This is a genomic window from Paenibacillus sp. J22P15, assembly GCF_056269345.1.
In genome coordinates, this window is record NZ_JBWDNT010000005.1 from 179,108 (window position 1) to 195,189 (window position 16,082).

Genomic DNA, 16,082 nt, shown 5'->3' on the forward strand with positions numbered 1-16,082 from the left:
GCACGATTGGCCGAACAATGAAACGCTCGTACCGCTCACCGTTTCATTCTACGTGTCGGACGATGAGGTGAACTGGGGCGTATTGTCCCATAATGCGACCAAAATGTTATGGGGCGATCAGACCGACATCGAGACGTTTACGTGGGACGGCAGCGCAGAGACTGGAGCCGTCAAGCGTGGCGATTATACCGAAGGACTCGTGTACGCTCGGTATGTGAAAGTGGTGTTCTCCATGCATCCAAGGGCATGGAGCATGATCGACGAGGTGACGATTACCGGCGCGGACGGTTTGATCGACGGAGCTCAACCGGTGCAGCCTGAGCATTACGGTCTCCAGCAGTCTGGGGATGCTACTGGCGGGATTCAGAATCTGGGCTTGCTGTATAACGGGCATTACCCGGACGGCACAGGAACTTGGACAAAGGAACGGGTTATCCCAAATATCAGCTATGTGAACAAGCAAGGGGAGCCTGTTGATTGGTTGTTCGACGGCGTGCTGTATCTGGGTTTGACGTCGGAGAACGGCAGAGGCTTCGGAGCGACGGAAGCGCCCGGCAAAGCCAGAAAAGAGGAATGGGAATGGTATTTGAATAAAACGTTTAACGCCGGCGGGGATATGAGCGCGTTGAACGAGGCGACGGTCGAGGTAGGCGCGAAGCTTGGAGAGCCTGACCGTAAGACGAAGGTTGTGCTGATGATTCCCGATCCGGGCGAATATCAGTCCGATTTCGGCAGCATTAACGGTGAAAATCTGAACTTCAATCTAAGTGTGGTCGGTAATGTCGCATCGCTGGACAACCGGGCCAAAGCGATTCAGTGGTGGACCGATGAAGTCAAGTCCAGATGGTCGGCTGCGGGCTACTCGAACCTGGAGCTCGTCGGCATGTATTGGCTGGAGGAACAAATCAGCACGCATTCGACTGGCCCGGAGATGGTCAAGAATGCGAGCGACATCGTTCATAACGCTGGCCTGAAGATGTTCTGGATTCCTCATTTTATGGCCTATAAGGCATTCATGTGGAAGGATGTCGGCATTGATGCCATCTCTCTGCAGCCGAACTATTTCTTCGAGAAACTGGATCCTTCGCGTCTGGAAGATACAGCGGATATGGCGAAACGGTACGGAATGTCGCTGGAGCTGGAGTTCGATGACCGGATGATCAACGACGCCGTCTTCCGCGAGAGGTTCATCGATTACTTGAACAGCGGCGTGGATACAGGGCTGATGCAGCAAGGGTATAAAGCTTACTATCAAGGCAACAACGCCGTTTACAACGCGGCGAAAAGCGCGGACCCTGCTACCCGAGTCCTCTACGATTGGCTATATCAATTCGTGAAAGGCACTTATCAGAAGCAAGACGCCGCTCCGCCTGATGTTGTAGCGCTCATGAACGGGGAGCCGATCTCGGAGCATACGATTGTGCCTGATACGACACAGGCCGCTTTCACCTGGACTATTCCGGGAGATGACGGCAGCGGGATTGTTAAAGTAACGGCCAAGTATGACGGCAAGCCTTATACGGAAGGAACTGTTGTAGATCTGACGGGCAAGCCGGGCAAGCATGTGCTGGAGCTGACGGTGGCGGCCGCCAAATCCAAGACGGTTAAATTCGTAATAGAAGCACGTTTGGGCGCTGAAGGTCTATTGGCTCTTGTTGATAAATACGCGGACAACAAGCAGCTTAGCAATGCCGATACGGTCCGCGCTATGCGCAACGCCCTGATCATGATGGAGCGTACACAAGAGAGCGATCCTGAGCAAGCCATAGGCTATTTGCTGGCATTCAATGCGAAGCTGGAAGGGGCTAAAGGCCTTGAATTTGTAACGGAAGGCGCTTATACGGCGCTGAAGGAAGGCGTGTATTACGAGATCGGCAGCATCGCGCAAGACAAAGAAGCAGGGGCATCCTCGACGGAAGCCGCAGGTCTGGAGCCTTCGAAAGCGCTGGATGGCGCACCGGGCACGCGCTGGGCGAGCGAAGTGCGCGATACCGCTTGGTTCCAGATCGATCTGGACAGCAAGCAAACCTTCAATACGATCCGCATCGATTGGGAATATGCGCGCGCGGACCAATACCGTCTGAGCGTCTCGGATGATAAGCAGACGTGGGAGCCCTTGAAAGTCGGCAACAATGGCGTGGTTAAAGCGTCCGACGGCAAGAATACGCTGGTATTCCCGGCAACGACGGCAAGATACATCAAGTTTGAGGGACTGAATCGGGCAACGTTCTACGGTTATTCTTTCTATGAATTCGGCGTGTACGATCTTGCCCAGCAGCAAGAGCTGAAGACATTGGACGGCATACAAGCCGCAGTGGACGCCTCCACGAAGAAAGTCACGATCGACGGGTTGGTCATGAACGGCAAGAAAGAACATTTGTATGTCAAAGTGCTTGACCCAAAAGGCAACATTCAATATACCGGTCAGACGGGCACTGAGGATGACGGAAGCTTCCGCATCGCCTTTACGTTGACCGGAGAAGAGCAAGGACTGTATACGGTCGAGCTTGAAACGGATGACATGACGACTCCGGAGCAGGCCGCCTTCGAATATCGCAAGCCGCCTTCCACTGGCGGAGGCAATGGAGGCAGCATTGGAGGCGGTCCGGCGCAAGATCCGTATACGTTGCAAGCGGACGGTTCAGTCAAAGCCGTGCTTGTCCCGACATTGAAAGGCAATCAGGCTGCGGCTTCGGTCGGAGCAGCGGATCTGAAAGCCGCGATTCTCAAGGCAACAGCCGACAGCAACAGCAACAAGCATATTCGTCTTGAATTGAAGCCGTCGAACGCGGCTGGCAGCTATGCTTTGGAGCTTCCGGCAGCTAATCTGACGAACCAGTCTAATCTGATTCTGCATATCTCCACGCCGTATGCCCAGCTTGCTCTGACTGGCGACATGCTGGCTGGAGTCAAGGAGAATGCCGGAAAGCTGCTCGTTATCGTAAGCGACCATGCAGGCGAGTATCGCGGCAACGAAGCGGCTGGCCGGATCGGCAACAGGCCAATCGTGGAAATTGCATTGCAACTGGACGGTGAAGCTCTGTCTTGGAACAATGCGAAGGCACCGATTTCCATTGCGATTCCATATTCGCTTCAAGCGGAAGAGCAAGCAACTGATCTGCAAGCTTTTGAGCTGACGGGCAACAGCGCGGCGGCAATTGATGGCGCGTCTTATGACAAAGACAAGGGCGTACTGCGATTCTCCATCGACCAAGTCGGCGTCTATACTGTCGGCGGCAAGAAACCGGCTGCTTTCACTGACCTTGGCAAGCATGAATGGGCGCGCGAGGCGATCGAGAAGCTGGCCGAAAGGGGCATCGTCAAAGGCACCTCGATCGAAAATGGCACTTTCAGCCCCGCAAATCAAGTAACGCGAGCTGATTTTATCCTGATGCTGGTGAACATGCTTGACCTGCGCGCCGAGATTACCTCGACGTTCGCCGATGTGAAGCCGAATGATTATTACTACGATGCGGTGTCCATCGCCAAGCAATTGGGAATCGTTTCGGGAGTGAACGAAGTTAACTTTGCTCCTCGTGACTCAATCAGTCGCCAGGACGCTATGGTTATGCTGACCCGAGCGCTGCAAACGACAGGGGCAATCAAGCCGTCCGCATCCGGTTCAACACTTGAGGGCTTTCGTGATGCGAGCCAGATTGCGCCATATGCTACGGACAGCGTGGCAACGATGTTCGAGCATGGGCTGGTTACGGGCTCCAACGGCTATATGAAGCCGAAGAGTACGACCAGCAGAGCGGAAGCGGCGACGTTCTTGTATCGCGTTCTTCAATTAATCGAGGGGCAGCAGCAGGAGTAGACTCGGGAACAATTGATTTAAGCACATTCCGATTAGCGCGGCAACGCGCCCGGGATGTGCTTTTTCGACGATACAGAATAAAACTTCCTGAATGGACGGATGAAGCCGGTAAGCCGTCCCGCGCTTCCGCGATGAACTGCGGGCGCGTGATGGCGCCTCCGGCCCCCACGTAAGACGCCCCAGCGCGCATGGCCGACGCCGCTTCCTCGGGCGTCCCGATGCGCCCTTCCGCGACGAACGGTAACGCGCAGCGCTTCGCTCATCCACCGGACGAGCTCCAGGTCTGGGCCTTAGGACCGAGGGCCATGCGGCGTATAGCTGGATAACGTCGTCCCGACGAAATCCGCGACAATCCGCTCGGCGGCAAGCTATGCGAAGTCGTAGTTGCTAGGCTCCACCAGGGGTTAGTTAGCGCAGCGGTGGAGCACGACATGGATATCTACTGATAGGTTTTTTTACGTTAGATAACCATTGCCACAGGTTCATAGAATGGATTGCAAGCTGGCAGCCAACTGATTGATTGGCTTATCTACATGGCAGTGCAGCCGATATAAAAATGAAGGTCGCGGTTGTTCGATTAGCTGTTTATTCACTGCACCCAAGTCATGCAACTCACCCAAGCGAGATGCTAGCATGCGCGGCGTCACTCGCTCAAGGGCATGCCTTATATCTTGAAAGTGTTCGTAGTTGAAATGGAGAGCGAGCAAGACGGGCATGTTCCATGCTTTTGCGGGTGTCTTTGGTAGTGAAACCAACAACGGAGGGAGATCGCATCGCTGACAGCGAAGAGGTCATCTAGAGAAAATAGTGTTAGTATAAACGGATATTGGGGATCTTTTAAACCAAAGATGAAGTCGAAAAGCCGCATCAACAGGCATACTGTACATGTGGCTTTTATCGTTTGAAATTCAAGCAAGAAGGAGTATGGGGAATTAAGCTCAAATTGACGAAATCCTTATTGGACTGTCAGATTTAAAGCGAAGTGCAGCGAAAAATGCGCTCAGGCCGTCTAATAGGTGGAGGTGATGATTCAGTGATGCCGGCCGGCTCGAATAACAAGGAAAATTTCCCGAAAGATCCCACTCAAGCTCTAGAGCAGCTGATGGAAAGCTTTGGCTCGACGATCATGCGCACCGCTTATTTTTATACCAGCGATCGGCATTTTGCCGAGGATATCAGTCAGGAGGTATTTCTTCGCGCTTATCGCAACTGGAACTCGTTTCGTGGAGATAGCGCGGTTAAAACCTGGTTGACGACGATCGCTATCAACGTTTGCCGGGACAAGATGGGCGTGCGGATGTTTACGGAACAGCCGACCGATCCCAGCATGATGGAGCGGGGACGAATATTCAACGTGGAAGAAGAAGCGCTTAAAAGATTGCAGAAAAGCGAGATTTTGCGGCATATGCTGCGTCTGCCTCTGCCGTATCAGGAGGCTTTGTATTTATATTATTATCTGGACTTGGACACACGGGAAATTTCGAAAGCGACGTCGTCGCCCGAGGGTACCGTGAGAAACAGACTGCACCGGGCGCGCGAGGCGTTGGCTCGGGAAATGCGCAAGGAGGAGACAACCGATGACGGACATGGAGCGTAATTTACGTCAACATTTGCAAAAGGAGTCGGATGATATGTTGTTTTCTAGAATGGAATTGAGCGATAGCGTTAAACAGAAGATCAGGAAACAAGCCGCCGCGGAAGCGAGAGGCCGCCGCCGATTCGTTCTTCCGAGAGCCTGGCTCGCAGGAGCGGCAGCGCTGGTCGCGGCAGTCGTCATAGTGGCGGGATTGCCGATGCTGCAAGAGCCCGCCGCAGTCCCGACGCCAACGCATAATTCGTCGGAAATCGTGCTGCCCGGAAACGGAGGAGCCACAGGCTCGGAGTTGTCCCAATTGATTACAACTCCATTAGGAACGGCGGAGGCAGCGAAAGCAGCTTTCGGTTCCGGTGTGCTTGTTCCTCAAGTCGCCCCGGAAGGCTTCAAGTTGGCTGAGATCGTCGGCGTGGGAATGAAGGACCAACCGCTCAGAGATTTAAACTTCACATACGGCTCGGGTGATAAGACGGTGACGTTCAGCGCGAGCCGCATGCCTGCGTCGTTCCCGACGGACCTGTTCACACAGACCAAAGTGGGCGGAGCGGACGGCTTAATTTTCGAGCAAGCCGAGTTCACGGAGCTGTTTTGGGTAGTTGACGGCATTCAGTATGGCGTGTCCGGTCCGATTTCGGGCGACGAGGCCATGAAGGTAGCCGAATCGGTGGAGCCTTAATGAGTTGATGTGTGTATATCGTGAATGAATTGAACGCCCCACCCGTCGAATGCTAGATAAATTGGGGTAGTGTAATATCCCCATACGGGAGAGCGCATCGCTGGCAGCGATGAGGTCAGGGGTTCGATCCCCCTAGGCTCCACCAAACAATAAATTCAAACCACTTCTGATGAAGTGGTTTTTTTATTGTTTGGTGGAGCCCTATAGGGGGCGAACCCCGGGGTTCAGTCCGCGCGCACGTAATGAAGTGAGTGGACATCGAAGGAAATACATCTAATGTAGGAGCACGGCGTCTGAATCTACCGCTAAAAATCCTCGTCGAGTCGGCTTCGACAGCCACTAGATCAAGATTCATACACCCCAAGACGGATTGGCGAGTTAAACGAGTCATATCCCCCTAGGCTCCACCAAACACAAATTTTTAACACGCCTAATGATGGCGTGTTTTTTGTTTTGGTGGTTAGCCTAGGGGAGATGACCCCCTTATGGTTCGCCCGCGCGCAGCTTGACAAAACAAGGACTGAAATTGTAAGATACGAAATATAATATATAGACTAGTCGTTATAATTTGAAAGGGGAGAGGGAGATTTGAGCAAAAAAGATAATTCCCGTGATAAAATACTGGGAACAGCAGCTGAGCTTTTCTATCTTCAAGGATATCATGCTACTGGAATAAACCAAATTATTAAAGAAAGCGGCGCACCAAAAGGCTCTGTATACTACTATTTCCCCAATGGGAAAGAGCAATTAGTCATTGAAGCAATTAAGATGATGAGTGAACATATTCGCTTGACTATGAAGAAAGTAATGGATCAAAAGTCAGATCCGGTTGAGGCGATCCAAGATGTAATCATCATGATGGCAAAAGCTTTTGACAACAAGGAGATAGAAGGACTTCCTATTGGCTTATTGGTAGCAGAGGTATCCTTGATTAATGAAACTGCTCAAAAAGCATCTCAGGATGCTATTGCAGTCTGGGAAAATGTATATATAGAAAAATTGATTCAAAGCGGATACAGCGAACAAGAAGCAGCAGAGTATGCTCTGGTTCTAGTTGCCTTGGTTGAAGGGGCAGTTCTGCGTTCTTTGACGAATCAAAATGGAGCTGCATTAAGGACAATTGCTGCACATATTCCTGCATTGTTAACGAGGTAGCTGAGATCCTTATAAGCTATTTCTTTTGTTAAAATTATATAGACCGGTCTAGAGAGGAAGTGTTTCTTTGAACACAAAAAATCAAACTACATCATTGATGCAAAAAGAAATCCGCCCAATGCCAATCATGATCTCGCTAATTCTCGGTGCATTTATCGGATTATTCGGAGAAACGGCATTGAACTTGGCTTTACCCGATATCATGAATCAATTTGGGGTATCTCCCTCTCAGGTACAGTGGCTAATGACGGGATATTTACTTGTATTGGGAGTGCTTGTACCTGTATCTGCTCTATTAATACAGTGGTTTACGGCTAGACAGCTCATTATCGCTGCGCTTTTATTCTCCATTTTGGGAACGTTGATGGCAGCATTGGCACCTAACTTTATAATCTTACTGTTAGCACGAATCATTCATGCTGTGGGCACAGGGCTTCTACTACCCTTAATGTCAAATGTACTTTTAATTATATACCCACCACATAAACGTGGAATGATAATGGGCATGCTTGGTTTGGTCTTGATGTTTGCACCATCTATTGGTCCAACTGTCTCAGGGATTATTACAGAATCACTCGGCTGGGAGTGGATATTCTGGATTTGTTTGCCTCTATTGATTTTTTCTTTAGCATTTGGCTATTACTTTATGCAAAATGTTACGGAAATCAAGAAACCAAGAGTCGATCTATTATCGATTGTGTTATCAACGATTGGTTTTGGAGCAATTGTGTACGGATTCAGTAGTGCCGGTGAAGGATGGACAAGTCCAACCGTTCTATCTATGATACTGATCGGTTTCATCTCCCTTTTACTATTTGGTATACGCCAAAGTAAGATGAAGCAACCGATGATTAATCTTCGAGTGTTTAAATATCCCATGTTTTCTCTAGGGCTATTTTTAGTATTTGTAGCTATGATGCTGAATTTATCTTCAGCTATCCTGTTACCGATGTATTTGCAAGGCGGAATTCTTCTGACGGCATCAGTAGCAGGCTTCGTCTTATTACCGGGTGGAGTCATTAATGGTATATTATTGCCTATTACGGGGCGTCTATTTGATAAGTATGGTCCAAAATGGTTGGTCATTCCCGGGTTCTTTATTGCGACGATTGCCCTATTTATGTTCACGAATGTTACAACAACGACAACCGCTACTACAATTACTATTTTGCATACCATGTTGCTAATCGGTATCGTCATGATTATGATGCCAACACAAACAAACAGTCTCAATCAATTGCCACGTGAACTATACCCAGATGGAAATGCAGTAATGGGTACTCTTCAGCAAGTATCTGGAGCCGTTGGTTCAGCGATCGCGGTGAGTATCATGTCGTCAGGACAGAATGCTTATCTGTCTGGTTCAAGTAATCCCAGTGACAACCTAGTTATGTCGGAAGCTTTGACGGCTGGGATTCAAAATGCATTCTTGTTCGGTCTCATTATATCCGTGCTTGGGTTAGTGGCAGCTTTCTATATTAAAAGAGCTAAAGTTTAATTGTTTTTATTTGTTGCGAAACGAAAGTAAGCGAAATCGAGAAAATTTTGGGGCAGTGAAGTTGACCAATGCGGGAGAGCGCATCGCTGGCAGCGATGAGGTCAGGGGTTCGCCCGCGCGGACGTAATGAAGTGAAAGGCTTCGAAGCACTCTCGTCTAATGGAGGAGCACGGCGTCTGAATCTACCGCTAAAAGTCCCCTTCGAATATACTTCGACAGCCATTAGATCAAGATTCATACATCCCAAGACGGTTTGGCGAGTTAAACGAGTCATATCCCCCTAGGCTCCACCAAACTTAAAACGATAAAAACCCTTGCGTAGCAAGGGTTTTTTTGTTTTATTTTCGGATGATCATCAATCAGTCTCCTCCATATATTGGTGATGGGGACGAAGTTGGGGACGAAATTTCTATACTTTGTTTGGCGAGGAAAAAAGATAACTTCGGATAGCGATTAAAAATTAACAGTGGAACAATTAATTGTTCAATGGAAATGATCTAATTATCATTCGCGAAGTCAGGTGTAATGATTCTTAATGAATATCATGAAAGCAGACTAGACAATTACAGTAAACAATCCACCTGTAAAGGCTTCTCTAAACTGTAATTTACAAACTTCGAGCTGTAAGTCCATATCAGGCATGGGCCCGACAGCTTGGAACGGTTCGCGATATCACCGCGGGACTGCGGCTACCTATATATAAGATTTTTGTTGCGATTGAGTCTGTTTGAGCGGAGAACCGTTTTACTTCAAGAGGAGATTTTGGGGTATACGCAAACCGAACTCTACGAACTTTTCGGAATTCATAAAGACTTAATTTCTAAACTGATGGGACGCTTAAAAGAGAAGATGGGGTATAACGGTAGGCCTCCGAAAATCCGGAGTGTTTCTAAAGTTAATAATAATCAAATAGACGAAGGAGTAGTGTCATTCCTTTCGATATTAATGCGAGTTCCTTTAAGTTGGATATTGTATGAGAAACCTTTGTTGAAATGGACGAATGAGCAGTGGTCTTTAACCGATTGTATGACCCTTGATTTAGAAGGATTATATAACCTTCTCAAGTCGCATCAAGTTAATCTGAAGTGGAGCTTAGAAATAGATTGCGAGGCTCCTTTTTGCCTTCGCACCCATCACAGGGGCGTCACCTCTAAGGATGATCCAAAATTATTATACAAATCTTCCAAAGAATTTCCCTTATAGCAGTAGGTTGGAGCGTTTACAATAAAATTTGTAGCAGAATCCCCTAAACTGATGATCTTCAGACCCTTAAACTTTTGAGTCACAGCTATTTCTGGCTCATTGCCATATTTCTCATCCAGCCGTATACCATGTTGTTCTTGATCTTCAACTCACGGACTACCTCAGCCACCGCCTTCCTGCTTTCCTTGATATACTGAACTGTCTTCTTTTGTACGCTTCATCATAAAGTGTTTTTTTTCATCTCAACACAGTCCTCCAGTTTCTTTCATTTTATCAGTTTAATCTGTGTCTACTATTCAGTCTAGCACACTAGCGTTGCATTAATGTTCTCTGAATCTAATCTGAAGGCTGGTTCCCATGCGGATTACGTACTGATGGACAGCTGGTTTACTCAGATGCCGCTCATTCGAGGACTCGCGGCTGAAGGACTCGCCACGATTGGCATGGTCAAGGAAATGAAGCAGCGCTACGTTTACGAAGGACAACGTCTGACGCTGAGTGAACTTTACCGGATCCTGCCTAAGAACAAACAAACTTCGATTTGGAGTTCAGCAATTGTCCATTCTTCTTGCGACATGCCTGTTAAACTCGTCTTTGTTCAAAACCGTAACAAGCGGTGCGAATGGCTGGTCATTCTCTGCACGGTTCTTGTTTTAGAACCGAGTGAGATTGTCCGCATATATGGTATGCGGTGGAGCATTGAGACCTTCTTCAAAGTAACCAAAAGCTATTTGAAACTGGGAACCGAGTTCCAGGGCCGTTCCTTTGATATGCTGATCAGTCATACGAGCATCGTGTTTAGCCGTTACTTGTTGATGGAATTTGAACGACGGCAAAAAAGAGCTTGTTACGATAAGAAATGAGGTGAAGATGATTCAATTAAATGCGTTATAACGGCTTAAGCTCTATTTTGGCCAGCAATACGGATTAGCTTATGAGAGCATAATAATCAACTACTTTAAGACAATACTACATTGTCTGAATTATTCATTTGAATAATAATCAAGAGGAAACAGCTGGAAGATAGTTCATCAATGAATAAGTAGAGGGAAGGAGGATTATTAGAAAATAGAATAGAAAATTTGAGGAGGTTGTTTGATGTTTAAAAAGATTGCTTGTTCTGCGTTAGCAGTAACGATGGCCATCTCGGGAATCATTGCTAATCCAGTTTCTGCATCTGGAGAAATTCCATTTGTAGCCGCCAGTACAGTTCCGCTGAAGACATGGTATACAAAGGCTGCAACGAACTGGGAATCGGAAGCGCTTCCAATAGGGAATGGATTTATGGGCGCAATGGTATTTGGCGGTGCAGATAAGGATCAAATCCTAATCAACGAAGAATCGCTATGGTCTGGTGGTCCCGGTGCGAATCCCGATTATAACGGAGGGCATAAGGGCAGTGCAGAGGATAAACATAACATTCTACAACAAGCTAGAACGCAGTTGCAAGACTTGATGACGGAATATTCCAAAGGAACGCCCCCTTACATCGATGAGAAGGGCAAAGTTATCGCTCGAAATTACAATGTTCCTAGTTCGCTTACGAATCTGATCAACGGAGCAAATGGTCTAATTGGTACAAAGCAAAATTTCGGTTCCTATCAGGAATTGGGTTCTATATGGCTGCACGATTTGACTTTGGCGAAGCCCTTCGTTAGTCGTTCTTATACCGCTCAAGATAACATAAAAAATCAGAATGAGATTATTGGGATGCTATTTGATGGGAATAAGGACACTAAGTTTTTTGCCGATGGTCATGCCGGCGCGCCAGAATATGTGATTGATTGGGAATACAATGAAGCAATTCCAACCCATTCCTACTCGATTGCAACTGGTAATGATGTGCAGGGTAGGGATCCGAAGAACTGGACGCTTTCCGCCTCCAACGATGGAAAAACATTTACAATCATTGATACGGTAACGAATTTTGCACTCGCGGGGCGGAAGCAAGTCCAAGTTTTTGATCTGGATAAGCCAGGCTCCTACCAATATTTCAAGCTTACCGTAACCTCTTTGTACGGAAACAATCAAGCGCTGCAAATGTCCAATCTAGATGTTCTAATCGACGACAGTACTATTCCTGAGGAACTTGTTGTTACCAATTACAAACGGGAACTTGACTTGAATCATGCGGTTGCCAATGTCTCTTATCAACTGGGCAATGCAAAGATGAAAAAGGAATATTTCGTAAGTAATCCGGATAAAGTGATGGCTATACGCTTGAGTTCGACAGAATCTGGGAAGATTAATCAGTTCGTCAATGTAACATCTGCCCAAAGTATGAAGACAATCTCTTCAGCAGGGGACACCATAACGATGACCGGGTGGCCAAGCGACCATAATAAGGTCAATGCTGCAACGGACTTTGCCAATACGCTACATTTTGCTCAGAAAATCAAGGTCATTCCTACTGGTGGAACGATGGTTGCGAAGGATAATGGCATTCAGGTGGAAAATGCGGATTCTATCCTGATCCTGATGGCTGCAGGCACGAACTATTTGCAGTCCATGGATGATAGTTTCAACTATTTCACTAACCAAGATCCGCTTATCACTGTTAGTGCAAGGCTTCAAGCAGCGGCAAAGAAAGGCTTTGACAATTTGTATGAAGACCATATTGCCGATTATAAAGAACTGTTTGACCGTGTGGATCTAAACCTAATGAACGCACCATTTCCAAATAAGCCGACGGACCGATTGTTGGCCGGCTATGCAAGAACTAATACACAAATGGAAGACCTTTATTTGGAGCAGCTTTTCTATCAGTTTGGCAGGTATTTATTAATTGCATCTTCCAGAGAAGGGTCATTGCCAGCCAATTTGCAAGGAAAATGGGCGAACGGAACCAATCCGCCATGGAGCGCGGACTACCACGCCAATATCAATTTACAAATGAACTACTGGCTTGCAGAGCAAACCAATCTTTCGGAAAGTAATCTGCCTTTGATCGAATATATTAAAAGCTTAGTGCCGAGAGGGAAATTAAGCGCGCAGCATGGCTATGTCACGCCGTCAGGCGATCCAGTCAGAGGATGGACAACACACCACGAGAACAATATATGGGGAAATACCGCCCCTGCGATAAGTAGCGCCTTTTTCTCTCCTGAAGATGGGGCTTGGTTAGCTCAACACATCTGGGAGCGTTATCAATTCACGATGGATGAAGATTTCCTTCGGGAGTATTATGATGTACTACTAGGTGCTGCCTTGTTCTGGGTAGATACGTTATGGGTGGATACGCGCGACAACACGTTGGTTGCGAATCCGTCTTATTCTCCGGAACACGGCCCTTATTCTTTGGGTGCTACTGAAGTTCAAAGTGTAGTTTGGGGAATTTTCGATGAGGTGATCAAGGCAAGTAAGGTTCTGAACATCGAGAGCGCGGAACTGGATGAAATCGTGGATGCACAGTCTCGCCTTGCAGGACCAAAGATTGGACTTGGCGGGCAGTTCATGGAGTGGAAAGACGAAGTGGCCATGGATATTACAGGTGATAACGGCCATCGTCATGTGAATCATTTGTACGCACTACACCCCGGATCGCAAGTAGTTGCGGGACGCAGTGAACAGGATGACAAATTTGTCGAAGCTATGAAAGTAACCTTAAATACTAGAGGTGACGGCGGAACAGGCTGGAGTAAAGCGTGGAAGATTAACTTCTGGGCGCGCCTTCACGATGGCGATCGTGCCCAAAAGCTGCTCAAGGAGCAACTTTACAATTCAACGCTGAGCAATTTGTTTGATACGCATCCTCCATTCCAGATCGACGGGAATTTCGGTGCAACTTCCGGCATAACTGAGATGCTACTGCAAAGCCAAGGCGGGGAAATTCAATTACTTCCAGCACTTCCTTCCAAATGGAACCTAGGCAGCGTGTCTGGCTTGAAAGCCAGAGGGAATGTGGAGGTCGACATGGCTTGGGAGAAGTCGAAACTCACATCGGCGGTTTTAAAAACGGGCACTACAGGTTCAATAACGGTAAAAGGAAGTAATATCAGCACTGCTACTGTAGTGAATAGCGGCAAAGCGGTTGCTTACACCATCGTAGATAGCAATACCATTGTCATTGATGCTCAAAAAGGCGAAACTTATGAGATTAGCGATATTCAAGCCGTTAAGATTAACCCTTATGAAGTTATGCAAGCAGTAGATGCCAATTTCCTTTACGGCCAAGTTATCAAAGGTACTGCTGCGCTGCAAGGTGCTGCTGCCGGTGATTATGCGGTGTTTAAAAATGTTCAATTCGACAAAGGAGCAACTAAAGTTTTCATTCAGGCTGCCTCTGATAAGAAGGACCAAGGAGAGCTGGGGAAAATTGAGTTGCGACTGGATAAGCCAGACGGAGAAGTGATTGCGAATATCCTGGCTAATCATACAGGGGATTTAAATAGTTACAAAACGTTCTCCGCCAACTTGGCATACGAAGTAAGCGGAGCACACGATCTGTATGTTACCTTCGCCCAACCAGTCAACTTGAAATCCTTACAATTTTTCACGGATAAGGACAACGGACCAATAGATGGGATTACGATTGTGGGCAATACGCAAATCAGTTTGCCTGCAACGGGTAGTAAGGATGTGACCTACTTAGCAGGGGTCGACTATTCGGACGGTTCAACCGAAATAGGCAGCAACGATGTGAAGTGGAGCTTGAGCGGGAGCTACTCGGGCGTTAAAATTAGCAACGGCGGCGTGCTTTCGATAAAAGAAGGTGCCAAAAATCAAGAGATTATCATTGTGGCCACTTCCACCAAGGATCCGTTGATTTCTACAAGAATTCAAGTGAAATTGGGGATTCAATCCATCAAGCTTAGAGGGATAGATCGAAACGGGGAATCTGCTGGCAATGATAGCGAAGGTAAAATGAGGTTCAGCGAGGATTGGGTTGAGTATGCCGGTGATAATGGCTGGCTGAAATACAACAGCGTTGACCTGCAGAATGGTCTCGAAAGTATCGCTATCGGCTATGCAACACCGACAAACACAACGAGACAAATTCATATTCGCATTGCCGAGCCAGGCAAAGGTACAGTAGAAGAAGCTACAACGATTGCTACTTTGGATAGTTTCATTAATACGGGTGGTTATAAAAATCTCACTGAGGCAACTATAACTCCAAATGTGAATGTCACTGGGATAAAAGATGTTTATGTATTTTGGACGCGAGCCGACTTCAATTTTTCCTATGTTAAATTAGGCTTAATAGGAGCAGATGGGGGTTCTGCAGCTTACCGAGATGTCAAATTTAATGTTTCGCCTGTAGATGCTTCAATAGAAGTAAAGGATGCTGACGGGTACCTATACAATTCAGGTAGCGATGGTAGCACCTTCACACTACCGGAAAAAGGAGAATACACTTACACTGTAAGTAAGACTGGTTTTGTAACCCAAAGCGCTAGTTTTACAGCGAAAGAGGCTCACTCGATTGCAATTACATTGGATGCTGATGAAGAGATACCGTCGCTAGCGACTACATTAACAGGGCCGAATGCGATTCAGCATGGAAATCTGTTTACTATAAAATATGGGCTTAGCGATGTGACACAAACTATTTATGGCCAGTACATTAAACTGAATTATGATCCGAATCTGTTCGAATACGTTAAGGCAGACTCGTTAATTGCCGGAGTAAGTATTTTTGAACCAGAAACGAGTGTTCCTGGTGAGATTCGATTAGTGCTTGCTAGTCTTGGAGCTGATCAAGCGGTTACGGCGGATGCTGAAATCTTAGAGCTGACTTTCAAAGCAAAAGAGATTAGTGCCACAGCAACAGGAGTTATTGCTATTATTTCTGCTACGATTGGTACCGGGGTAGGTGCGGACGTAACAGCTGAGCTGTCTTCTTACACTGTGGAGGTTACTGTGAAAGCTCCTGGAATTCCGGGCGATATCAATCATGACGGAAAAGTAAGCATCGGTGATTTGGCTATGATCGCTGCTCACTATGGCAAAGATAACACAAGACCAGATTGGGATAGCATCAAACTATTTGATATTGTTCAAGATGGAATCATTGATATTTCAGATTTGGCTGCAATCTCTAGAATAATCATTGGATAGTGTTAATTTAAATTTGGGCTGTCCCGATCGTAGTTTTTAACTGCGATTGGGCAGCCCTGTTAGAGATAATCCTCCTCAG

Annotated in this window: 9 protein-coding genes and 1 pseudogene; 7 read left to right on the forward strand and 3 right to left on the reverse strand. The window is 47.2% G+C overall.

Annotated features, from left to right (window positions below; translation table 11 throughout):
* The first annotated feature begins 253 nt into the window (after positions 1-253).
* Positions 254-3,817: a DUF4855 domain-containing protein gene (locus AC0YN6_RS14500; protein WP_475747785.1), complete on the forward strand. Its 3,564-nt coding sequence runs from the start codon at positions 254-256 to the stop codon at positions 3,815-3,817.
* Here the strand turns inward: AC0YN6_RS14500 and AC0YN6_RS14505 are convergent.
* Positions 3,708-4,007 carry a hypothetical protein gene (locus AC0YN6_RS14505; RefSeq protein ID WP_475747660.1) on the reverse strand — a complete coding sequence of 100 codons (300 nt, stop codon included), beginning with the start codon at positions 4,005-4,007 and terminating at the stop codon, positions 3,708-3,710. The two genes, AC0YN6_RS14500 and AC0YN6_RS14505, sit on opposite strands and share 110 nt — an antisense overlap.
* A gap of 292 nt (positions 4,008-4,299) precedes the next feature.
* Entirely contained in the window at positions 4,300-4,533 is a 234-nt protein-coding gene (locus AC0YN6_RS14510) for a winged helix-turn-helix transcriptional regulator (RefSeq protein ID WP_475747786.1), read from the reverse strand.
* Positions 4,534-4,853: 320 nt separating this feature from the next.
* Here AC0YN6_RS14510 and AC0YN6_RS14515 point away from each other — a divergent pair, with 320 nt between their 5' ends.
* The 4 genes from AC0YN6_RS14515 (at position 4,854) to AC0YN6_RS14530 (ending at position 8,740) form a co-directional block, all read left to right on the forward strand.
* The gene (locus AC0YN6_RS14515; protein WP_475747787.1) at positions 4,854-5,414 is read left to right on the forward strand and encodes a sigma-70 family RNA polymerase sigma factor; all 561 of its coding nucleotides are present in this window, start codon (positions 4,854-4,856) and stop codon (positions 5,412-5,414) included.
* A complete protein-coding gene (locus tag AC0YN6_RS14520) occupies positions 5,395-6,087 on the forward strand; it encodes a DUF4367 domain-containing protein (RefSeq protein WP_475747661.1) in 693 nt (230 codons plus the stop codon). The genes AC0YN6_RS14515 and AC0YN6_RS14520 overlap by 20 nt, the downstream gene beginning before the upstream one ends.
* Before the next feature lie 588 nt (positions 6,088-6,675).
* Entirely contained in the window at positions 6,676-7,242 is a 567-nt protein-coding gene (locus tag AC0YN6_RS14525) for a TetR/AcrR family transcriptional regulator (protein ID WP_475747662.1), read from the forward strand.
* A gap of 97 nt (positions 7,243-7,339) precedes the next feature.
* Positions 7,340-8,740 carry a DHA2 family efflux MFS transporter permease subunit gene (locus tag AC0YN6_RS14530; RefSeq protein ID WP_475747788.1) on the forward strand — a complete coding sequence of 467 codons (1,401 nt, stop codon included), beginning with the start codon at positions 7,340-7,342 and terminating at the stop codon, positions 8,738-8,740.
* Here the strand turns inward: AC0YN6_RS14530 and AC0YN6_RS14535 are convergent.
* Positions 8,730-9,014 carry a hypothetical protein gene (locus tag AC0YN6_RS14535; protein WP_475747663.1) on the reverse strand — a complete coding sequence of 95 codons (285 nt, stop codon included), beginning with the start codon at positions 9,012-9,014 and terminating at the stop codon, positions 8,730-8,732. The two genes, AC0YN6_RS14530 and AC0YN6_RS14535, sit on opposite strands and share 11 nt — an antisense overlap.
* A gap of 1,261 nt (positions 9,015-10,275) precedes the next feature.
* Here AC0YN6_RS14535 and AC0YN6_RS14540 point away from each other — a divergent pair.
* Together AC0YN6_RS14540 and AC0YN6_RS14545 are read left to right on the forward strand one after the other, a co-directional pair.
* Positions 10,276-10,779, forward strand: a pseudogene (locus AC0YN6_RS14540) (transposase); the annotation flags it as partial.
* Between the two features lie 262 nt (positions 10,780-11,041).
* Positions 11,042-16,003 carry a glycosyl hydrolase family 95 catalytic domain-containing protein gene (locus tag AC0YN6_RS14545; RefSeq protein WP_475747664.1) on the forward strand — a complete coding sequence of 1,654 codons (4,962 nt, stop codon included), beginning with the start codon at positions 11,042-11,044 and terminating at the stop codon, positions 16,001-16,003.
* Positions 16,004-16,082 lie beyond the last annotated feature (79 nt).